The sequence below is a fragment of the Cellulomonas sp. NS3 genome (assembly GCF_024757985.1).
Classification (GTDB): domain Bacteria; phylum Actinomycetota; class Actinomycetes; order Actinomycetales; family Cellulomonadaceae; genus Cellulomonas_A.
Map to the genome: position 1 here is coordinate 1619490 of NZ_CP103289.1, position 21035 is coordinate 1640524.

Here is a 21035-nt window from a genome sequence, read left to right on the forward strand (position 1 = left end):
CCGCACCGGTGCACCCTGGAGGAGAACCCATGAGACGGACCCGCACGATCGACCGGACGGAACCGCTGGCCGCACCGGCCGGCGACCCCGCCGCTCTCGCCGCACGGGCGGCGGCGCAGCAGGCGACCGGGGTGCTGCGCCGGCTGCGGTCGCGGTTCGTCACCGGTGAGGACGACCGCGGCGACGTGCCGGGCTGGGTGCTCGTGACGCTGATGACCGCCGGGCTGGTCGTCACGCTGTGGGCGGTCGCGGGGCCGCGGCTCGCGGAGGTGTTCGAGGACTCCCTGTCCAGCGTGCAGGGCCCGGGTAGCTGAGGCCGTGACGGAGCCGGTGAGCCGCGTGCGGAGCACGGAGGAGGGTGCGGGTGGGCGCGTGGCGTCGCGCGACGGCGAGCGTGGGTCTGCCGCCGTCGACTTCGCTCTCGTCGGCGGCCTCATCACGCTGCTCTTCGCCGGCGTCGTCCAGCTCACCCTCGTGCAGCACGTGCGCAGCACGCTCGTCGACTGCGCGGCCGAGGGGGCCCGGTATGCGGCGCTCGCGGACCGTGCACCCCAGGACGGGGTCGCACGCACGCGTGCGCTCATCGAGAGCGCGCTGTCGGACGCGTACGCGCAGGACGTCTCGGCTCTCCGCACCCGGCTCGACGGGCGCGACGTGGTCGAGGTGACGGTGACGGCTCCGCTGCCCGTCGCGGGGCTCCTGGGACCCGTCGGGGCGCTCACCGTCCGGGGGCACGCGCTCGCCGAGGACGCGGCACCGTGACGGCAGTCGGCCGACCCGTGGCCCCGCCGCCCGCTGGGCCCCGGCCTGCTGCGTCGGCGCCCGTTGCCGTGCCGGGCTCAGCAACGCCCGCCACCGTGGTCGGCCCCGCGACGGCCGTTGCCGTGGCCGGCTCCACGATGCCCGACGCGGCGGCGGGCCCCGCGACGCCCGCGCCCGCGGCGGGTGCGCCCGCGCCGGTGACGGCCGAGGAGGGCAGCGCCGTCGTGGAGTTCCTGGCGCTGACCCTCGTCCTCCTGCTGCCGGTGCTCTACCTCGTGCTCGTGCTGGGCCGCGTCCAGGCCGCGACGTTCGCCGCCGAGGGCGCGGCGCGGGAGGCGGCCCGCAGCTACGTCCGGGCGGACGACGCCTTGCTCGGGCAGCAGCGTGCCCTGGCGTCGGTCGGCCTCGCGCTGCGCGACCAGGGGTTCGACGAGGTCGACCCCGCGGCGGCGCTGAGCCTCTCGTGCTCCAGCCGCCCCTGCCTCGCGCCGGGCAGCGACGTCGCGACGTCGGTCACGGTGGACGTCGCGCTGCCGTTCGTCCCGCCCCTGGTGCAGTCGGTGGTCCCGCTGTCGGTCCCGGTCGTCGGGCACCACGTCGCGGCGGTCGACACCTTCCGGGCGTCGTCGTGACGGCGCGAGCGCGGCGGCGGCGCTGGGTCGGTCGCGCCGGTGCGGACGAGGGCCAGACGACGGTCCTCACGCTCGGTCTCGTCGTCGTCGCGCTCCTGCTCGTCACGGTCGTCGTCTCGGCGACCGGGGTGCACCTCGACCGCAAGCGCCTGCTCGCGACCGCCGACGCGACCGCGCTGGAGGCGGCCGACGCGCTCTCGACGGGCTCCTACTTCGACCCGTCGACCGCGGGCGCGACGACCTCCGGCGGGCGGATCCTGCTCACCGACGGCGCGGTCGAGGGCGCCGCCCGGGCGTACCTGGCGGAGAACCCGGAGATCAGCGACCGGTTCGTGCGCCTGGAGCTCGTCGACGCGGCGGCCGTCGACGGGAGGTCGGCACAGGTCCGGCTCCGCGCCCTCGTCCGACCGGCGCTGGTCAGCTGGGTCACCGCGCCGTGGTCCGACGGCATCGTCCTGGAGGCCGAGTCGACCGCCCGCGCGTGGTGAGCCCGGGCCGAGCGGGTAACCTCGACACCCGTGGCCACCACCGACTTCACCGCTGAGCTCCGCGACCTGCGTACGACGCTCGACTCCATCCAGGCCGTGAGCGACCCGACGGCGCTGAAGGTCAAGATCGCCGACCTGTCCGAGAAGGCGTCGGCCCCGGACCTGTGGGACGACCCGGACGCCGCGCAGAAGGTGACGTCGGCGCTGTCGGCGGCGCAGGCCGAGCTCGACCGGGTGCAGAAGCTGCGCGGGCGCATCGACGACCTCGAGACGCTCGTCGAGATGGCGACGGAGGACGGCGGCGACGCCGACACGCTCGCCGAGGCCGAGTCGGAGCTGCTCGGGATCCGCAAGGACCTCGGGGAGCTCGAGGTCCGCACGCTGCTCGCGGGGGAGTACGACCAGCGCGAGGCCGTCGTCACGATCCGCGCGGGGGCCGGTGGCGTCGACGCCGCCGACTTCGCCGAGATGCTCATGCGCATGTACCTGCGCTGGGCCGAGCGCCACAACTACCCGACGTCGGTGCTCGACACGTCGTACGCCGAGGAGGCGGGCCTGAAGTCCGCGACGTTCGAGGTCAAGGTGCCGTACGCGTTCGGGCACCTGTCCGTCGAGGCCGGCACGCACCGCCTCGTGCGCATCTCGCCGTTCGACAACCAGGGCCGCCGCCAGACGTCCTTCGCGGCCGTCGAGGTCATCCCGCTCATCGAGCAGACCGACTCCATCGAGATCCCCGAGTCGGAGATCAAGGTCGACGTGTTCCGCTCGTCGGGCCCGGGCGGGCAGTCGGTCAACACGACCGACTCGGCGGTCCGCATGACGCACATCCCCACCGGGATCGTCGTGTCGATGCAGAACGAGAAGTCGCAGATCCAGAACCGGGCCGCCGCGCTGCGCGTCCTGCAGTCGCGCCTCCTGCTGGTGCGCCAGGCCGAGGAGAACGCCGCGAAGAAGGCCCTCGCCGGCGACATCAAGGCGAGCTGGGGCGACCAGATGCGCTCCTACGTGCTGCACCCGTACCAGATGGTCAAGGACCTGCGGACGGAGTACGAGGTCGGCAACACCTCCGGGGTGTTCGACGGCGACATCGACGGGTTCCTCGAGGCCGGCATCCGCTGGCGCCGGGGGCAGCAGCCCGACGCGTAGGGGCGAACCGCTCAGAACGGGCGTGCGCCGGTCGACAGAAGGGGAGACCTCGACCGGGCAGGGGAGCACGAACAGGGGGATGGGCTCATCGCTGTGACGTACCTGCACGTACCGGGACGTACCGGGCGCGCGCCCCGGGTGACGTTCCCGGGTGCGCTCGATGGGGCACCGGGGCGGCGGCGTGTCTGGCGCCGAACGTCCACCGGGCCTGCCTACGGTGGACGAGGCCAGAGCACGCACCCCATCCCTGCCCCCGAGACTGGCCCCGAGCCGTGATCCGATTCGAGAACGTCACCAAGGTCTACGCGCGCGGCGCGAGGCCTGCCCTCGACGCGGTCGACCTCGAGGTCGAGCGCGGGGAATTCGTCTTCCTCGTCGGGGCCTCCGGGTCGGGCAAGTCGACCTTCCTGCGGCTCGTGCTGCGCGAGGAGCGCCCGTCCGCGGGCAAGGTCTTCGTCGCCGGCAAGGACCTCACGACGCTCTCGTCGTGGAAGGTCCCGCACCTGCGCCGCCAGATCGGCGCGGTGTTCCAGGACTTCCGCCTGCTGCCCAACAAGACGGTCTTCGAGAACGTCGCGTTCGCGCTCCAGGTGATCGGCAAGCCGCGCCACCACATCCTCACGACCGTCCCTGACACGCTCGAGATGGTCGGGCTCGCGGGCAAGGAGAAGCGCCGCCCGCACGAGCTCTCGGGCGGTGAGCAGCAGCGCGTCGCGATCGCCCGCGCGTTCGTCAACCGGCCGTCGATCCTGCTGGCCGACGAGCCGACGGGGAACCTCGACCCGACCACGTCGCTCGGGATCATGCGACTGCTCGACCGGATCAACCGGACCGGCACCACCGTGGTCATGGCGACGCACGACGACGAGATCGTCGACCAGATGCGCAAGCGCGTGATCGAGCTGTCCTCCGGCGAGCTGGTCCGTGACCAGTCGCGCGGTGTGTACGGCTCGGCGCGCTGAGAGGGCACCCCCGTGAGACTGCAGTTCATCCTCTCCGAGATCGGCATCGGCCTGCGCCGGAACCTGTCGATGTCCATCTCGGTCATCCTCGTGACCTTCGTGTCGCTGACGTTCGTGGGCGCCGCCGCGCTCCTGCAGCTGCAGATCGGCGCGATGAAGGGCGACTGGTACGACAAGGTCGAGGTCTCGGTGTTCCTGTGCCCGCGCGACTCGCCGGAGCCGACGTGCGCCGCCGGTGAGGTCACCGAGGAGCAGAAGGCGGCGATCCAGGAGGCCCTCGACTCCCCGGACATCGACCCGTACGTCGAGAAGATCTACTTCGAGTCGAAGGAGGAGGCGTTCGCGGCGTTCGAGAAGCAGTTCTCGGACCAGTGGTGGGCGGCGGAGACGACCGTCGACGACATGAACACCTCCTACCGGATCAAGCTCGCGGACCCCGAGAAGTACCAGGTCGTCGCGGACGTGCTGACCGGGCGGCAGGGCGTCGAGGAGGTCCAGGACCAGCGCGCGCTGTTCGACAAGCTGTTCCTGGTGCTCAACCGCGCGACGCTGCTCTCGGCCGGCCTCGCCGCGGTCATGCTGCTCGCCGCGGTGCTGCTCATCACGACGACGATCCGCCTCTCGGCGATGAGCCGTCGACGCGAGACCGGGATCATGCGGCTCGTCGGCGCGTCGAACCTGTTCATCCAGCTCCCGTTCATGCTCGAGGGAGCGATCGCCGCGACCATCGGCGCCGGCCTTGCGGTCGCGGGGCTGTGGGTGGGCGTGAAGTATCTGGTCACGGACTGGCTCGGTGCGTCGGTCGAGTGGATCCCGTACGTCTCGACGTCGGACGTCTGGTTCGTGACGCCGTTCCTCGTCGCGATCGCCATCGGCCTGGCCGCGATCTCGTCCGTCGTGACGCTCAGCCGCTACACGAGGGTGTGACATGACAGAGCTGCAGCACGCGCGTCCCCGGCGTCGCCTCGTGACCCGGGCGGTCGCCGCAGGCGTCGCCGGCCTGCTCGGCGTGCTCGCGGCCGTGCACGGGTCCGCGTTCGCCGACCCGCTCTCGGACCAGCGCCGCGCCGCCGAGCAGAAGGCCGCCGAGAACAAGGCCGCCCGCGAGCGCGTCGCCGCGTCCCTCGAGGGCATCAACGCGGAGCTGGCGCAGGCCGTCCTCGACCTGCAGGTCGTCGAGCAGCGCCTGCCCGTCGCGCAGGCCGAGCTCGCGACCGCGGAGGACACGCTCCAGCGCACCGAGCGCGAGGCCGAGCTCATCGCGGCGCGGCTCGTCGACGCCGAGGAGCAGGAGACGACGATCGGCGCGACCATCGCCGCCGACACCGAGCGCGGGCAGAAGATCCGCGTCGCGATCGGTCAGATGGCCCGCGAGGCGTACAAGGGCGGCAGCGGCACGTCGAGCATGGACATCGTGCTCGACGCCGAGAGCACCGAGGACTTCATCGCGCAGTACGGCCTCGTGACGACCGCGCTGCGCACGCAGACGCAGGCGCTCGACGAGCTGCGCGCGATCGAGGCGCAGAACCGCAACAGCCAGGCTCGCCTCACGGCCGTCCGCACGCGCATCACCGAGCTCAAGGCGGAGGCGGACCAGAAGGTCGTCGAGGCCGACGCCGCACGCGACGAGGCCGCCGCGCGCAAGGCCGAGGTCGAGCAGCTCATCGTCGAGCAGGCCGCCAAGAAGGCGACCATCGAGGCGCAGAAGTCCGCGGCGGAGGCGGAGCAGGCGCGCATGGACGCCGAGGCCGCCGCGATCTCCGCGGAGCTCGCGAGCATCGCCGCGCAGCAGAAGGCCGCCGCCGAGGCCGCCGCGGCTGCGGCCCGCGCCGCCGGGCGGCCTGCACCGGCCCCGGCCGCACCCGGGCCCGTGGGCCGTGGGCTCTTCCAGAACCCGACCTCGATCAGCCCGGCGTACGTCACGTCGGAGTACGGCATGCGCCTGCACCCGACGCTCGGCTACGTGCGCCTGCACGCCGGCATCGACCTGCGGACGTACTGCGGGACACCGCTGTACGCCGGACGTTCCGGGACCGTGCAGTGGGCGCAGTACCGGTTCGGCTTCGGCAACCAGGTGATGATCGACCACGGGCTCGTCAACGGGAACTCGCTCATGTCGAGCTACAACCACATGACGCGGTTCGTCGTCGGCGGCGGGGAGCAGGTGAGCGCGGGCCAGCTCATCGGCTACTCGGGCAACACCGGGACGTCGGCCGCCTGCCACCTGCACCTCGAGGTCTACCTCGACGGCAACACCACGAACCCGCGGCCGCTGCTCGGGATGTGACCCGCGGCCGGCCCGGGACGGTGCGCCGCCGTCGGGGCGGTCACGCGGGGCGCGGACGTCGCCCGGGGTTATCCCTGCGGGCGGATCCTGGCCCGCGGGGTAGGCTCGACGACCGGCAGATCCGCCGACCGTGCGTGAACGAGAGGGTGCCGTCATGGCGAAGGACACGGGGCGCAAGCTCGTCGCGTCCAACAAGAAGGCGCGCCACGACTACCTGATCGAGGACGTCTTCGAGGCGGGGCTCGTGCTCAGCGGGACCGAGGTCAAGGCGCTGCGCGCCGGCCGTGCGTCGCTGATCGACGGCTGGTGCGAGATCACGGACGGCGAGGCGTGGCTCGAGGGCGTGCACATCCCCGAGTACACGCAGGGCACGTGGACCAACCACGCGCCGCGGCGCAAGCGCAAGCTCCTGCTGCACCGCGCCGAGATCGACCGGCTCTCGTCGAAGACGCGCGAGAAGGGCCAGACGATCGTCCCGCTCGCGCTGTACTTCCTCGACGGGCGCGCGAAGGTCGAGATCGCGCTCGCCCGAGGCAAGAAGGAGTACGACAAGCGCCAGGCGCTGCGCGAGCGCCAGGACAACCTCGAGGCGCAGCGCGCGGTGCGCGAGAAGCGCGACCGCTAGCCGGTCGTCCCCGCGCGTGCGCCCCGGGCTCAGCCGGTCCGCGCCCCGAGCGAGCGGCGCAGCGCCTCGGGCTCGGTGACCGGGAGGTCGCACACGAAGCCGCGGCACACGTAGGCGGTGGGCCGGCCCTCCCGCAGCGGACGGTCGCGGAGCAGCGGGACGGGGTGCTCGTCCTCGCCGCCGCCCGCCGCCGTCCGCGCGGCGGCCTCGGCGTCGCCGCCGGTCCGCGGTGCTGGGGGAGCGCCGGTGCCCACGGCCACGACCGCGCCGGGCGCCAGCCCTGCGCGCGCGGCCGCGACGAGCGCGTGCGTCGCGGGGTCGTCGGGCTGCCCGACGACGGCGACCTCGCGCGGTCCGTCGAGCACCGCCTCCGCGAGGGCGAGCGGCCAGCCCGTCGCGCGCGGGAACCGCCCCGAGACGGCGAGCGGTCGGTCGAGCGCGTGCTCGGCGGCCTCGCGGTGCTCGGCCGACCCGCTGAGCATCGCGTAGGTGAGCAGAGCGCCCGCGGTGGCGGACGGCCCGGACGGGGACGGGCCGTCGGCGATCTCCTGCGGGCGCTGCAGGCGGGCCAGCACGGCGTCGGTCTCGTCGTCCGCGGTGTCCCAGAAGCTCCCCGCGTCGTCCCGGAAGTGCGCGAGCACCGTCCCGAGCAGGGCGCCCGCACGCTCGAACCACACGGGGTCGCCGGTCGCCGAGAAGAGCGCGAGGTAGCCCTCGGCGACGTCGGCGTAGTCGGCGAGCACGCCGGGGGAGCGCCCGGCGACGCCGTCGCGCGACGTGCGGGTCAAGCGTGGTCCGCTCTCGCCCTCGCGGACGTGGAGCGACCACAGCAGCTCGGCGGCCGCCGTCGCGGCGTCCACCCACTCGGGACGGTCCAGGAGCGCGCCGGCGTCCGCGAGCCCCGCGATCGCGAGCCCGTTCCACGCGGCGACGACCTTGTCGTCCCGGCCGGGCTGCGGGCGCCGGTCGCGCGCCGCCAGCAGGCGGGTCCGCACGTCGTCGAACCGCGCGCGCTCGTCCGGCCCGGGGTCCGCGCGCAGCTCGAGCACCGACGTGCCGTGCTCGAACGTGCCGGCCGGTGTGACGCCGAACAGGTCCGCGGCCCACGCCCCGTCCTCGGGGCCGAGCACGTCCACGAGGTCCTGGGGCGTCCAGGCGTACGTCAGGCCCTCGACCCCCTGGGTGTCCGCGTCGAGCGACGCGGCGAACCCGCCCTCGGGCGTGCGCATCTCGCGCAGCAGCCAGCCGGCGCTGCCCTCGACGACGCGGCGGGCCAGCTCCGAGCCGGTCGCCCGCCACCAGTGCGCGTAGACGCGCAGCAGCTCGGCGTTGTCGTCGAGCATCTTCTCGAAGTGCGGCACCGTCCAGGTCGCGTCGACCGAGTACCGCGCGAACCCGCCGCCGAGCTGGTCGGCCATGCCGCCGCGCGCCATCGCCTCGAGCGTGCCCTCGGCCATCGCGAGCGCGCGTGCGTCGCCGGTCCGGGCGTTCCGGCGCAGCAGCCACTCGAGCACCATGGACGGCGGGAACTTGGGCGCGCCGCCGAAGCCGCCGGAGCGTGCGTCGTACTGGGTCGTGAGGGCGTCGAGCGCGGCCGCGGTGCGCGCCTCGAGCGCCTCGTGCGCGAGCGGCGCGGGGACGCCGGCACCTGCCGGGGTGGCCGACCCGAGCGCCTGGCGCAGCGCGGTCGCGTTGTGCTCGACGTCGTGGCGCTGGTCCGTCCACGCCTGCCCGATCGCCTGGAGGAGCTGCGGGAACGACGGCATCCCGCCGACCGGGCGCGGCGGGTAGTACGTGCCGCAGAAGAACGGCTCGCCGTCGGGCGTCGCGAAGACGGTCATGGGCCAGCCGCCCTGGCCGGTCATCGCCTGCGTCGCGGACATGTAGACCGCGTCGACGTCCGGGCGCTCCTCACGGTCGACCTTGACGGACACGAACCCGCGGTTCATCAGCAGGGCCGTCGCCTGGTCCTCGAACGACTCGTGCGCCATGACGTGGCACCAGTGGCACGCGGCGTACCCGACCGAGATCAGCAGGGGCACGTCGCGGCGGCGGGCCTCGGCGAACGCGTCCTCGCCCCACTCGTACCAGTCGACGGGGTTGTCCCGGTGCTGCTGGAGGTAGGGGCTCGTGCTCGTTGCGAGTCGGTTGGCCACGGGGGTCCTTCGGGTCGTCGTCCGCCGTGCAGGCCGGTCCCTCCCACCGTCGCACGCGGACGGCGGACGTGCAGCGGCACCGGTCGGGGCAGGGGTCAGCGGGACGCCGGGGCCTCGGCGCGACGCTCGCGCCAGGCACGCCACGCGCCCGTGGACCACAGCGCCCAGACCACGAGGAGCGGCTGGAAGAGCAGCCGCACCGCCCGCGCCGTGTCGGAGTCGAGCCCGAACGCGTCGGTGCGGGTCACGAGCTGGGAGATGTTCCCCGGGAAGATCGCGACGAAGAACGCGGCGACGACCCACCCGACTACCGCGCGGTGACGCCCGCCGACCGCGATCAGCGCCGCACCGAGCACGACCTCGACGACCCCCGAGGCGACGACGACGGTGTCCGGGTCGAGCGGCACCCACGTCGGCACCTGCGCCTGGAACTCCTCGCGGGCGGTCGTCAGGTGGCTGACGCCCGCGAAGGCGAGGAACGCGCCGAGCGCGACGCGGCCCACCGTCCGGGGGAGGCTGCGCGTCGAGGCCGGCTGCGCGGTCCACGGCTCCCGCGGCGGGACCGGCTCGGCGTGCGTGCGGGCGCGGTGCGCGGCCATGTCCGGGCCTTCCGTCGACGGGTGGTCAGGCCACGCTAGGTGTCCGAGGCCTCGCGTGCCGACCGCAGGGGGCTCGTGCTCTCGCGCGCGTCCCCCGCGCGGCCCGCCAGGCCGGTGGGTTCCCGCGGCCCCGTCAGAGCCGGGGCAGGCCCCGTCCGCCGAGGCGCTCCCGCGCACGGTACCGGACGGTGAACGCCCGTCCGACGAGCACGAGCCAGACCGTGATCGCGGGGACGCAGAGCCACCCCGACCAGCCGAACCGCTGCTCGGCGACGGCACCCGCGGCCACGAGCCCGACGCAGCCGAGTGCGGCGACGAGGAGCCACAGCCGCCCCTCGAGCACCCCGGCCGTGGTCGCCGGCCGCGGGACCAGCTCGAGCCGGTAGGCGTTCGGCCCGAGCGCCTCCCACACGGCGCGCGCCGCAGCGACGACCTCCGGGTCGTCGTCGGCACCCGCCCGTGCGACCGCCGTCTGCCAGGCCGTCCAGGAGGCGCCCGACTCGCGCTGGTCGAGGTGCGCGAACCGCTCCGTCAGCGGCGCGTCGGCCGCGACCCGTCGTGCCACGAGCTCGCGCAGCCGCGCGTGACGTCCGGCGACCGCGTCCTCGGGCAGCCCGCCGACGCGTCTCGTGCGCCGCGAGCGTTCCGCCGGCCTCGCCCGGGCGAGGGCTCCCGCGACGAACGCGTCCGACAGGACCGGGATCTCCCAGGGGAGCACGGGGCGGACGGTGTGCACGGTCGTCAGCGTAGGGCGGCGCGCCGGCGGCCGGGCCGGCTCAGCGGCGGACGGCGCGCCGGGACGCGGCGGTCAGCGTGCGGCGCGCAGCGTGTTCGCGCTGACCTTGTGCAGCAGCCGGCGCAGGTCCGCCGACTCCTCGGGCGTGAGGCCGAGGGCGGCGCCGATCGCGTCGGGCACCGGGGTGCTGCGCTCCTGCAGCTCGGCGCCCTTCACGGTGAGCGAGACGAGCACCGAGCGCTCGTCGTCGGCGCGGCGGCGACGGTCGACCAGGCCGGCCGCCTCGAGCCGCTTGAGCAGCGGCGACAGGGTCCCGTAGTCGAGCTGGATCTCGTCGACGAGCTCGCGGACCGTGCGCTCGCCCTGGCACCAGAGCACGCGCATGACGAGGTACTGCGGGTAGGTCAGGCCGAGGTCGTCGAGCAGCGGCCGGTACACCGAGGTGAGGTTGCGTGACGCGGAGTAGATGTCGAAGCAGATCATCGCCTCGAGCGCGCCGGGCTCGTCGCCGTCGGTCCCGGGTGCCGGTCCGTCGGCGGAAGGCCCGTCCGGGGCCACGCCCTCGGCCCGTGGTCGGCGCGCGCGTGCGCCGTGCGTCGTGGCGTCGTCGCTCACCGCTCGCCCACCCCCCGTGGTCGCGCTCACGACCGCACCGTGCCGGACGGGACGCCGCGCGGGCACGTGCGCCGCGGCGAGGTCGCCCCGGAGGGCTGGGTGGTGGTCATGTCAGCTCCATCGTAGGTGGCCGACGCCGTGGCGGCCCGGGCACCCGGGCCGCCACAGCGGTGCGTCAGCTCGCGAGGAAGGCGAGCAGTGCCTCGTTGACCTCGTCGGGGTGCGTCGCGAGCAGGCCGTGCGGGGCGCCCTCGATCTCGACGTAGGTGGCCTCGGGGAGGCGCTTGCGGAACTCGCGCGCCGTCGCGTCGATGGGGAGGATGCGGTCCCCGGTGCCGTGCAGGATGAGCGACGGCACGTCGACCTTCTCGATGTCGGCGCGGAAGTCGGTGAGCCAGCTCGTCACGACCGCGTAGGCGGCGATCGGGGCGGACGACGCGGCGACGTTCCAGCTGCCGCGCACCGCGGCCTCGCTCAGGCGCGAGCCGAGGTTCTCGTCGAGGTTGTAGAAGTCGGCGAAGAAGTTGTCGAACCACGCGTGGCGGTCCTTCGTCGCGGCCTCGCGGATGCCCTCGAACACCGAGCCGGGGACGCCCGTCGGGTTGTCGTCCGTCTGCAGCAGGAAGGGCTCGAGCGACGCGAGGAACGCGGCCTTCGCGACGCGCGCCGAGCCGTAGGTGCCGAGGTAGCGGCCGACCTCGCCCGTGCCCATCGAGAAGCCGACGAGCACGACGTCGTTGAGGTTCAGGGTCTCCAGGACGGTGTTGAGGTCCGCGGCGAACGTGTCGTAGTCGTACCCGGTCGTGACCTTGCTCGACTTCCCGAAGCCGCGGCGGTCGTACGTGATGACACGGAAACCGTTGTCGAGGAGCGCCGCGGTCTGCTTCTCCCACGAGTGCCCGTCGAGGGGGTAGCCGTGGATGAGCACGACCGGCTGACCGGTGCCGTGGTCCTCGTAGTACAGCTCGATGTCCGTGGAGTTCTCGGTGCCGACGGTGATGAAGCCCATGGTGCGTCTCCTCGCGGTGATCGGTGGTCCGCTGCAAACCCGGCCGAGCCGGTGCAACGGACACAACTGTATCGCGCACAAGGTATCCGTCAAGGCCCGCTCGGTGAACGGTCGGCGAACGTCGGGTGCTTGCGCTCCGCGCCCGACCGCGCGACCCTGGAGGGGGCCGGGTTAGTAAGCAGTATGTACAAATAGGCCCGTCCGACCCATCCTGGTTCGACCCCGAGCAGAGAGCGAGAGTCCCGATGAAGCGATTCCGCGAACGTTGTGTGCGTGCCGTCCTGGTCGGCGGGGTGGTGGGGGCGCTGGCCGTCCCCGTCGGCCTCGCCACGAGCGCCGGTGCGCACGGCTGGGTGACGTCACCCCCGAGCCGGCAGGACCACTGCAAGACCGGCGCCGCGCCGTTCGACTGCGGTCAGGTGAAGTACGAGCCGCAGAGCGTCGAGGCGCCCAAGGGCTCCATGCGCTGCAGCGGCGGCAACGCCCAGTTCGCCGTCCTCGACGACGCGAGCAAGCCGTGGCCCGTGACGTCCGTCGGGCGCTCGGTGACGTTCCAGTGGAAGCTCACCGCCGCGCACAACACGAGCACGTGGGAGTACTTCGTGGACGGTGTGCTGCACCGCACGTTCGACCAGGGCGGCGCCCAGCCGTCCGCGACGGTCAGCCACACGCTCACCGACCTGCCGACGGGCCGGCACACCGTCCTCGCCCGGTGGAACGTCTCGAACACCGCGATGGCGTTCTACAGCTGCGTCGACCTCCAGGTCGGCAGCGGCACGACGACGCCCACCCCCACCCCGACGACGCCGACCCCCACGCCGACGAGCCCGACGCCCACGCCGACCCCGACGCCCACCGACCCGGGCACGTGCGCCGCGACGGCGTGGTCGGCCGCGGCGGTCTACACGAGCGGCGCACGCGTCTCGTACGCCGGGCGCACCTGGCAGGCGCAGTGGTGGACGCAGGGCGAGGCGCCGCGCGCGACCGAGTGGGGCGTGTGGCGGGACCTCGGACCCTGTGCGACGACGGCCGTGCGCACGGCCGGGCGCGCCGCGGTCTGACCCCGCCCTCGCGGCGCCGCAGCGCCGGACGACGTCGGGGACCCGCCCGTGAGGGCAGGTCCCCGACGCCGCGCCGCTGGTCAGCGCACCTGCGGTGCCCCCGTGATCTCCAGCTTCGCCGGCAGCGTTCCGTTCACGTTGCGGTAGACCCACAGGCGTGACGTGGCGTCGACGCCCAGGACGTCGGCACGGCCGTCACGGTCCCAGTCCGAGGCCATGACCGCCTTGAACGGGCTCCACCCCTGACCGATGTGCACCCGGGCGGTCAGGCCGTTGCCGTTGTGCGGGTAGTACCAGAGCTGGCCGTCGGCGTCGACGCCCACGACGTCGGCGTGCCCGTCGCCGCTGTAGTCGGCCGCCATGACGTGCCGGAACGAGCCCCAGCCGCTGCCGAGCGGCACCTTGCTCGGCAGGGTCCCGTTCACGTTGACGTAGAGCCACAGGTTCCCGTCGGCGTCGACACCCAGGACGTCGGCCCTGCCGTCGTTGTTCCAGTCGTCGGCGCTGACGTGCGTGAAGCCCTGCCAGCCCGACCCGATCTGCACGCGCTTGGACAGCGCACCGCCGTTGTGCGGGTAGTACCACATCAGCCCGTCGGCATCGACGCCCAGGACGTCCGCGTGCCCGTCCCCGCTGAAGTCGGTGGCCACGACGTGACGGAACGACGCCCAGCCGGTCCCGAGCTGGGTGCGGGGCGACAGGCCGTTGCCGTCGTGCGGGTAGTACCAGAGGGTCCCGCGGACGTCGACGCCCAGCACGTCGGCGTGCCCGTCGCCGCTCCAGTCGTCCGCGGTGAGGCGGGCGAGGGGCACGTTCGACATGCCCGCGGTGAGCCAGCTCCGCACGTTGTCGAGGCGGGTCTCGGTGGCGCCCTGCTGCGTGGTGGTCTGCCCGAGGCAGCCGCCCTGGTAGGCGGTGTGGTGGATCGCGACGAGCTCGAGCGCTCCGGTGGCGGTGGTCCGCAGGGCCGGGCCGCCGGCGTCGCCCTTGCAGATCGTCGCGCCGGTGCTCTGCGCCTGGATGCCGAGGGTGTCCGTGGCGACGGCGCTGACCGTGAACGTCGCCGCGTGTGCGGTGTCGGGCACGATCTGCGTGCTCGTGCGCCCGTAGCCCGCGATCGTCAGGGCGTCGCCGACCGCCGGCGGGGTGGTGGCGACCCTGACGGGCGCGACCGCCGTGACCGGGGAGGCCAGGCGCGCCAGCACGAGGTCGCGGCCGGGGTGGGGGAGCACGTGGTCGACCGCCACGACCTGGCCCGTGGTGGCCGTCAGGTCCGCGCGCCCGATCGTGGCCGTCGTCGCCTGCGACGGGGGGCCGGCGGTCACCGGCGCGCCGGCCGGGCCGGTGAAGCACGACGCCGCGGTGACGACCCAGAACGCGTCCACCAGCGACCCCGAGCACGCGTGGGTCCCGCCGATCTCGAGCCGGACCGTCGCCGCGGCGACCGGCGGGGTGGGCGGCGGGCCCTGGACCGCGTGGGCGACGGGGATCCCGACGGCGGCGAGGGCGAGCGCGACCGCGCCGACCTGGACGCCCCGCGCGATGCGGCTCGTCGGTGCCGCGGACTGGGTGCGGGCGTTCACCAGGCACCGAACCGGAGCTCGACGAGGATGGCCTCGGGCATCTCGGAGCCGTCACCGGGGTCGACCGCGACCGAGGCGTTGACCGGCACGTCGTAGGTCTCCTCGTCGCCCCCGGGCAGCTGGGCGGTGGCCTCGACGGGCTTGCTGCCCCCACGGAGCAGGAACGTGTTCGGGACCTCGAGGGTGAGGAACCCGCGCGCGCCTGTGGTCCGGAAGCAGTACGTGGCGCCGTAAGGCTCCTCCTCGAGCACCGTCTCGACCTGGATCAGACCGATCGGGCACGCCCCGTCGGTCGCGGGCACGAACTCCACGTGCCCGTCCCCGGTGAGCACCGTGAGCCCGTGCTCGGCCAGGATCGCGTCGGCACCCGGGTAGGCGAAGTCCTCCACCAACGAGGACTGCGCCTCGACCGCCGCACCGTCCGCGGCGACCGCCGCACCACCACCGCTCAGAGCCACCACCGCGCCGGCCACCACGGCCGACACCCCCACCCAGCCCACGACACTTCTCACGTCCACCACTCCGTTCGGTCGTTGTCTCGATCCTGCGATTCGTCCCAGCGACGGACGGCACGGGGCCCTGCCGTCCGGGTGCTCGCTCGTGCGCCGCTCCGCCGCGCCGAGGATGTCCGCCCCGGTGCGACGACGTCGGCGCGGCCCCGCTGCCGCCGCTGCCGCCGCTGCGGCCGCTGCCGCCGCTGCGGCCGCTGCCGCCGCTGCCGCGGGGGTGCGTCCGAGGTCCCGGCGGGGTCCGGCCCCGCCCGGACCGGTCATGTGGTCGAGCACCATCCCACGGGCATGTCGTCCGGCCCCGCGGGCGTGGCGGTCCCGGTCGGACGGGGGAAGACGCGGCCGTCCGGGGCCCGGTCGTGCCGGTACTCCTGCACGTGCGGCGTCGGCACCCCGCGGTGCGCGTCGCCGACGAGGTCGACGCGCCGCAGGATCACGCCGTCGGCGTCGTAGACCGCGTAGTTCGTGATCTGACCGTTCCGCACGCGGAAGAGCGTGCCGTTCGCCGGCCCCGCGGCATCCTGGGCACCACCTGCAGGGAAGTCGCCGACCGGCCACTCCGTCGCGTCGGAGAGGTCGATGCCCCCGCTGTTGTGCACCAGGACGTCGAGCTCGCTCACGTGGTACGTGTGCAGGTCCGCGACCGACAGGTTGTACGCGGTGCCGGTGCGGCGGGAGCCGAGGTCGACCGGCCGGGTGACGGCTACGTCCCGGCCGTCGGCGGTCAGCACCTTCTCGCCGAGGCCCAGCTCCTCGGCGCCCTCCCACCTCGCGTCGGACACGGACCAGAAGGGGTGGTCCTCGGTCGTGACGACCGGGGCACCGTCGATCTCGACGTCGACGAGGTCGTCCTGGTGCACCCAGACCCGGGTCACGGCCCTGCCGCCCTGCCTCCCTGAGGCAGGGTCCGTGGCGAGGACCTCGTCACCGACCCGGATCCCGCCGATCGGCACCCGGCTGCCGTCTCCCATGAGCACGAGCGTGTCAGCAGCGAAGCTGTTGCCCGCGCGGCAGGCGGCGCCCGTGGGGAAGTCGTCGGCGTTGGTGCGGCGGCCAGTCGCGATCCCGTTCAGGATCGTGTCGACGTACCCACGCAGCCGGTCGGTCAGCAGCGCGACCTTGGCGCTGCCGGCCGCCGTGCCGACGGCCGGCACCATGGCGAGCAGCGAGAGCCCGGCCCCGAGCCAGTCGCCGCGGGCGGCGGAGACCGCCCCGTCCAGCGCGTCGCACACCTCACCGACGGCGGGGATGAGCCCGCACAGCCCGAGAGCGAGCTGCGCGACGTCCCACATCAGCTCGTCGTTCTCCCCGACGAACGTCCGGAACTGCCCGAACATCTGGCAGCCCAGGGAGTCGCGGTTCGCCGGCGAGTCGCACTGGGCGGGATTCAGCATGACCTCGCCGAAGGCCCTGAACCCGTCCACGCACACGTCAGGTGATCCGAGCGCCGTGTCGACGGACGTGAGGCAGCTCCAGTAGCGGTGCGTGTCGACGGCGGCGCCTTGTCCGTCCCCGTCGCTGCCCGGCGCCGTGCTGCGGTCGTTCGCCTCCCACTCCCGGAGGCGGGTGGTGTAGGTCGCCGCCGCGGCCCGGGCCGCCTGGTCGGCCGCCACCGCGTCCAGACCCGCGGCGGTGGCCGACGCGCGGGCATCCTGCTTCGCCCACTGCGCCGCCGCAGCGTCCACGCTGGCGCGCTCCGCCGCCGCCGAGGCGGTCAGCGCGGACCGGGCGGCGTTGTCGGCCGAGCTCTGGGCCTTCGCGGCGGCGGCCTTCGCGGTCTGCGCGGAGGCGGCGGCCTGGTCGGCGGAGGCCTTCGCCGCGGTGGCGGACTGGGTCGCCTGCTCCGCGTAGGCTGCGGCCTGCCTGGCGGCGGCCCGCGCCTGGTCTGCGTGGGCCGCAGCCTCGGCTGCGGCTCCCCGGGCCACTGCGGCGACGCGGCGCGCCTCTGCGGCGTCCGCGAGGGCCTTCTGGCCGTACTCCTGGGCCTGGCGCACGAGGGCGCGCACGGCCTGGACGTGCGCCGCCTGCTCCGTGTCGCGCTGCGCGGCCTGGAACTGGCCCACCGTCAGGAAGTACGACCCGTAGGACGCCGGCCCCGCGAGTGCGACCTGGGCGGCGGCCTTGACCTCGGGGCCGCCGGCCTCGAGCACCCGCGCGATCTCGACCCGCTGGTCGACGGCGCGCGCGGCGTGCTGCCCGGTGCGCAGGAACTCGTGAGCCTGCTGCGGGGTCCCGGCCAGAGCCTGCTGGGTCGCGGCGTAGAGCGCAGGGCCGGGCTTGGCGGCCAGGATCCGGGAGAGCGCGAGGCGGTCGTCGACGGTCTTGCGGGGGTAGGCGCGCGTCCGCAGGAACGTCGCGACCGCAGCGTCGTCCCCGTCGAGCGACGCCCGAGCGGCGGTCTTCTCCTGCCCGTCCGGCAGGGTGTCGACGAGGTGCCAGACCCGGGCCCGGTTGTCCTGTGCGGCGGCGGCCCTGCGGCCCTCGGTCAGCCACGACCGCAGCACGACCTCGTCCCCGGCGAGGGCCTCGGCGGCTGCGGCCTTGGTCCACTCCCCGCCGGTGGTCATCAGCGCGAGCGCCGCACGCCGACCCTTGCCGAGCACCACCGAGGTGGTGGCGCCGCCGGCGGTGGCCTCGTCCAGGAGGGCGCGAGTCGCCGCGGGCACCCGCGCGTCCTCCTCGGTGTCCCACCGCAGGTCCTGGTTCCACGCGGCGAGCTCGCCACCGGTCGCGGTGGTCTCCTTCTCGGCGGCGACCGCGGCCTGGGCCTCGGCCACGCCGTGCTCGGTCGCCTCGGCGAGGCGGGCCGCGTCGGCGTCCCGGGCCAGCTTCTCGACGCTCTCGGCCTGCTTCGCGGCGGCGACCGCGAGCTCCGACGCGGCGGTCGCCTGCTCGGCGTGCCGGGTCGAGGCTGCTGCGGCCTGGGCGGCGATGCCGGCCTGGGCGGCTGCCTCGTCCGCTGCCGCCGCGGCGCGTGCGGCGTGCTCGCCGGCCTGCCGGGCGAAGGCGAACGCCTCGTCCGACGCCTGTGCCGCCGCCTGCGCGAACTGCAGGCTGCGCTGCGCCGCCCCGGCCGCCCGCGCCGCCTGGGTCTTGGCAGCCGCAGCCGCCGCCCGGGTCTTCCTCGCCTGCTCCGCCGACACCCCGGCCTGCTGGGACGCCTGGTCCGCTGCGGCCGCTGCCGCGTCAGCGTTCACGCTCGCGCTGGCCGCCGCGCTGGCGGCCTTGCCGGCCTCCGCCAGCGCCGCGTCGCGCTGTGCCCGGACCGCGTCCAGCGCCGCAGCCTGCGCCGCCGCGTCCCGCGCCGCCTGCGCCGCCGCACGTGCGGCACCGGCCTTGCTCGCGTCGGTCCGGGCTGCTGCTGCCGCCGACTGTGCCGACGCGGCGGCCCGTGCGGTCAGGGACGCCGCCGCGGTGGCCCGGCGCGCTCCGTCGGCCGCCGTCTGCGCCGCTCGCAGTGCCGCGCTGGACGCCGAGACGGCCTCGGAGGCCGCCCCCTCGGCTGCCGCGGCGGCGTCCGCGGCGCGTCCCGCTGCTGCCGACGCACCCTCTGCGGCTCCGCCCGCGGCCCGGGTCTCCTCGAGGGCCTCCTCCGCGGCGACGCGGGCCCGGTCCGCCGCGCTCACGGCGCGCGCGGACGCCTCGGACGCAGACGCGGCCTCCGTCGCGGTCACCTGCCCGGACTGCCTCGCCTGCTCGGTCAGCCCGCGGACCGTGGCCGTCTCCGCGTCCCGCGCCCGCGCCACGTCCTGACCGTTGGTCACGAACTCGTGCAGCTCCTCGGGCGTGCCGGCCAACGCCGCCTGCGCGGCCGCGTCCAGCGCCGGACCGCTGTTGTTCGGTGCCCCGCGCAGCATCGCGGCGGCCATCAGACGCTCGTCGAGGTGACGTGTCTCGGTGAGCCCCGTGGCCAGGAACTCCGACCACGCCGCGGCGTCGCCGGCCAGCGCCTTCTGGGCGGCCGCACGTGTCGCAGGCCCGCCGGTGTCCAACGCGCGCGCGACCCGCAGCCGCTCGTCGGCGTTCCAGGCCGCCCGGAACCCGCCGTCGGCGAACGCGCGCTGCTCCGCTTCCGACCCTGCCAGCGCCTTCGACGCGGCGCTCTTGAGCGCCGGTCCGTCCGTGCTGCCCAGCACCTGGACCGACGTGCGGTAGTCCGCTGCGAGGGCCTCGTCGAACCCGGATCCCAGGAACGCCTCGAGGTCCGCCTCGGAGCCCAGCAACGCCGCCTCGGCGGCCCGCCGGACCGACGGGGTGCCCGACGCGAGGAGCGACACCGCCCAGACGCGGTCGCCGACGGGATCGGTGATCTCGTCCGCGGCGGCGGGCGTCACGCCCACCGTCCAGCCCAGCGTCGACGCGACCAGACCAGCGACCATCGTCTGCCAACGCACGCGCGCCACGAGCTCCCCCTTTGGAACACCCCACCGTGAGGACCCCCGCCACGACGGCGGCGATCGCGAAGCACGGCCCATCGCGCCGGCACGGTCAGCGCGCGGGCACGCCCGTCGCGGGTCACGACAGGGGTGGCTGCGAGCAGGGCGTGAGAGAGGGGTGGGCCCCGCAGCGGGCAGCAGCGATCATCCGCGCGGCCCCCTGCGCAAAAGGGACGGGTCCCCTTCGCGAGGGATGCTAGCGCCCCGGGAGCGGCTGGTGGGAAGACCTCGGGCGAACAGTCCGACGTCGCCCGTGGACCGCCTGCGGCGGGAGGGGACGGTGCCGCTGGTCCCGGCCGCGACGCTGGCCGCCCGCCTGCCCGCGGGCCAGACTGACCGCATGCGCCTGCCCGTCATGCCGCCCGTGGACCCGATGCTCGCGAAGTCCGTGCCGACGATCCCCGCGGGGCAGTGGTACGAGCCCAAGTGGGACGGCTTCCGCGCGATCGTGTTCCGCGACGGCGACGAGGTCGAGATCGGCAGCCGCAACACCAAGCCGATGCAGCGGTACTTCCCCGAGGTCGTGCAGTACGCGCTGGACCACCTCCCGGAGCGGTGCGTCGTCGACGGCGAGATCGTCGTGCCGTCCGCGACGACCGGCGGGCTCGACTGGGACGCGCTCCAGCAGCGCGTGCACCCCGCGGCGTCGCGCGTGCAGCTCCTCGCGCAGGAGACGCCCGCGATGCTCGTCCTGTTCGACGTGCTCGCGCTCGGGGACGACGACCTCACCGGCCGGTCGTACGTCGAGCGCCGGCAGGTCCTGGAGGGGCTCGTGCGGGGGAGCGGGCCGGTGTACGTCACGCCGTCGACCGACGACGCCGACGTCGCGCAGGACTGGTTCCAGCAGTTCGAGGGCGCGGGGCTCGACGGCGTCGTGGCCAAGGGGCCGGAGACGACCTACCAGCCGGGCAAGCGCGTGATGCAGAAGATCAAGCACGAGCGCACCGCCGACTGCGTCGTCGCCGGGTACCGCCCGCACACCTCCGGTGACGACGCGCTCGGGTCGCTGCTGCTCGGGCTGTACCGGCCTGACGGCGTGCTCGCGTCCGTCGGGGTCGCGGCCTCGTTCACGATGGCGCGCCGCAAGGAGCTCGTGACCGAGCTGGCGCCGCTCGTCACGGACCTCGCGACGCACCCGTGGGGCGGCGAGCCCACCGGGCGCACGCCGCGCAAGGGCGAGACGAGCCGGTGGAACAGCGGCAAGGACCTGTCCTTCGTGCCGCTGCGGCCCGAGCTCGTCGTCGAGGTCGCGTACGACCACCTCGAGGGCGACCGGTTCCGGCACACCACCCAGTTCCGGCGCTGGCGCACCGACCGCGACCCGGGCTCGTGCACCTACGCGCAGCTCGACGAGCCCGTCCGGTTCGCGCTCGCGGACGTGCTCGCGGCGCGCTGAGGTACGACGCCGGGGACCGTGCGTCGCGGGCCG

Annotated in this window: 19 protein-coding genes; 11 read left to right on the forward strand and 8 right to left on the reverse strand. The window is 74.6% G+C overall.

Going from position 1 to position 21035, the window contains the following annotated elements; all coding sequences use genetic code 11:
• The first annotated feature begins 131 nt into the window (after nt 1-131).
• The 9 genes from NXY84_RS07425 (at nt 132) to smpB (ending at nt 6902) form a co-directional block, all read left to right on the forward strand.
• Entirely contained in the window at nt 132-314 is a 183-nt protein-coding gene (locus tag NXY84_RS07425; RefSeq protein WP_258727142.1) for a hypothetical protein, read from the forward strand.
• A gap of 25 nt (nt 315-339) precedes the next feature.
• A complete protein-coding gene (locus NXY84_RS07430; protein ID WP_258726469.1) occupies nt 340-762 on the forward strand; it encodes a TadE family protein in 423 nt (140 codons plus the stop codon).
• Between the two features lie 122 nt (nt 763-884).
• Nucleotides 885-1394, forward strand: coding sequence for a pilus assembly protein (locus NXY84_RS07435; RefSeq protein ID WP_258726470.1), 510 nt, complete (start codon nt 885-887; stop codon nt 1392-1394).
• On the forward strand, nt 1391-1882 hold the full coding sequence (locus NXY84_RS07440; RefSeq protein WP_258726471.1) for a pilus assembly protein TadG-related protein: 492 nt from the start codon (nt 1391-1393) through the stop codon (nt 1880-1882). Before NXY84_RS07435 ends, NXY84_RS07440 begins: the two co-directional genes overlap by 4 nt.
• Before the next feature lie 30 nt (nt 1883-1912).
• Nucleotides 1913-3028, forward strand: a complete 1116-nt coding sequence (prfB, locus tag NXY84_RS07445; RefSeq protein ID WP_258726472.1) for a peptide chain release factor 2 — start codon at nt 1913-1915, stop codon at nt 3026-3028.
• Between the two features lie 272 nt (nt 3029-3300).
• On the forward strand, nt 3301-3990 hold the full coding sequence (gene ftsE, locus NXY84_RS07450) for a cell division ATP-binding protein FtsE (RefSeq protein WP_034624646.1): 690 nt from the start codon (nt 3301-3303) through the stop codon (nt 3988-3990).
• A 12-nt stretch (nt 3991-4002) separates the two neighbouring features.
• Nucleotides 4003-4917, forward strand: a complete 915-nt coding sequence (gene ftsX / locus NXY84_RS07455; protein ID WP_258726473.1) for a permease-like cell division protein FtsX — start codon at nt 4003-4005, stop codon at nt 4915-4917.
• Between the two features lies 1 nt (nt 4918).
• The gene (locus NXY84_RS07460; protein WP_258726474.1) at nt 4919-6277 is read left to right on the forward strand and encodes a peptidoglycan DD-metalloendopeptidase family protein; all 1359 of its coding nucleotides are present in this window, start codon (nt 4919-4921) and stop codon (nt 6275-6277) included.
• Between the two features lie 154 nt (nt 6278-6431).
• Nucleotides 6432-6902 carry an SsrA-binding protein SmpB gene (gene smpB, locus NXY84_RS07465; RefSeq protein WP_258726475.1) on the forward strand — a complete coding sequence of 157 codons (471 nt, stop codon included), beginning with the start codon at nt 6432-6434 and terminating at the stop codon, nt 6900-6902.
• Between the two features lie 29 nt (nt 6903-6931).
• Here the strand turns inward: smpB and NXY84_RS07470 are convergent, their stop codons facing one another.
• The 5 genes from NXY84_RS07470 to NXY84_RS07490 all read right to left on the reverse strand — a co-directional run bounded on the left by NXY84_RS07470 (nt 6932) and on the right by NXY84_RS07490 (nt 12017).
• A complete protein-coding gene (locus NXY84_RS07470; RefSeq protein WP_258726476.1) occupies nt 6932-9058 on the reverse strand; it encodes a thioredoxin domain-containing protein in 2127 nt (708 codons plus the stop codon).
• Between the two features lie 95 nt (nt 9059-9153).
• On the reverse strand, nt 9154-9657 hold the full coding sequence (locus NXY84_RS07475) for a DoxX family protein (protein ID WP_258726477.1): 504 nt from the start codon (nt 9655-9657) through the stop codon (nt 9154-9156).
• A gap of 133 nt (nt 9658-9790) precedes the next feature.
• The gene (locus NXY84_RS07480; protein ID WP_258726478.1) at nt 9791-10393 is read right to left on the reverse strand and encodes a hypothetical protein; all 603 of its coding nucleotides are present in this window, start codon (nt 10391-10393) and stop codon (nt 9791-9793) included.
• A gap of 72 nt (nt 10394-10465) precedes the next feature.
• Nucleotides 10466-11038, reverse strand: coding sequence for a MarR family winged helix-turn-helix transcriptional regulator (locus NXY84_RS07485; protein ID WP_309485063.1), 573 nt, complete (start codon nt 11036-11038; stop codon nt 10466-10468).
• A 145-nt stretch (nt 11039-11183) separates the two neighbouring features.
• Nucleotides 11184-12017 (reverse strand): alpha/beta fold hydrolase, encoded by an 834-nt coding sequence (locus NXY84_RS07490; protein ID WP_258726479.1) that lies wholly within the window; start codon nt 12015-12017, stop codon nt 11184-11186.
• 245 nt (nt 12018-12262) lie between these two features.
• Between NXY84_RS07490 and NXY84_RS21740 the strand changes: the two genes are divergently transcribed.
• The gene (locus tag NXY84_RS21740; RefSeq protein ID WP_309485064.1) at nt 12263-13078 is read left to right on the forward strand and encodes a lytic polysaccharide monooxygenase; all 816 of its coding nucleotides are present in this window, start codon (nt 12263-12265) and stop codon (nt 13076-13078) included.
• 80 nt (nt 13079-13158) lie between these two features.
• On the opposite strand, the gene NXY84_RS07505 is transcribed toward NXY84_RS21740, so the two are convergent.
• From NXY84_RS07505 to NXY84_RS07515, 3 genes are all read right to left on the reverse strand, one after another.
• Nucleotides 13159-14661: an FG-GAP-like repeat-containing protein gene (locus NXY84_RS07505; protein WP_258726480.1), complete on the reverse strand. Its 1503-nt coding sequence runs from the start codon at nt 14659-14661 to the stop codon at nt 13159-13161.
• Complete coding sequence (locus tag NXY84_RS07510; protein ID WP_258726481.1) at nt 14658-15173, reverse strand: hypothetical protein; 516 nt, start codon at nt 15171-15173, stop codon at nt 14658-14660. The genes NXY84_RS07505 and NXY84_RS07510 overlap by 4 nt, the downstream gene beginning before the upstream one ends.
• 257 nt (nt 15174-15430) lie before the next feature.
• Complete coding sequence (locus NXY84_RS07515) at nt 15431-19573, reverse strand: polymorphic toxin-type HINT domain-containing protein (protein ID WP_258726482.1); 4143 nt, start codon at nt 19571-19573, stop codon at nt 15431-15433.
• Nucleotides 19574-19946: 373 nt separating this feature from the next.
• Here NXY84_RS07515 and NXY84_RS07520 point away from each other — a divergent pair, with 373 nt between their 5' ends.
• Nucleotides 19947-21002: an ATP-dependent DNA ligase gene (locus NXY84_RS07520; RefSeq protein ID WP_258726483.1), complete on the forward strand. Its 1056-nt coding sequence runs from the start codon at nt 19947-19949 to the stop codon at nt 21000-21002.
• Nucleotides 21003-21035: the final 33 nt, after the last annotated feature.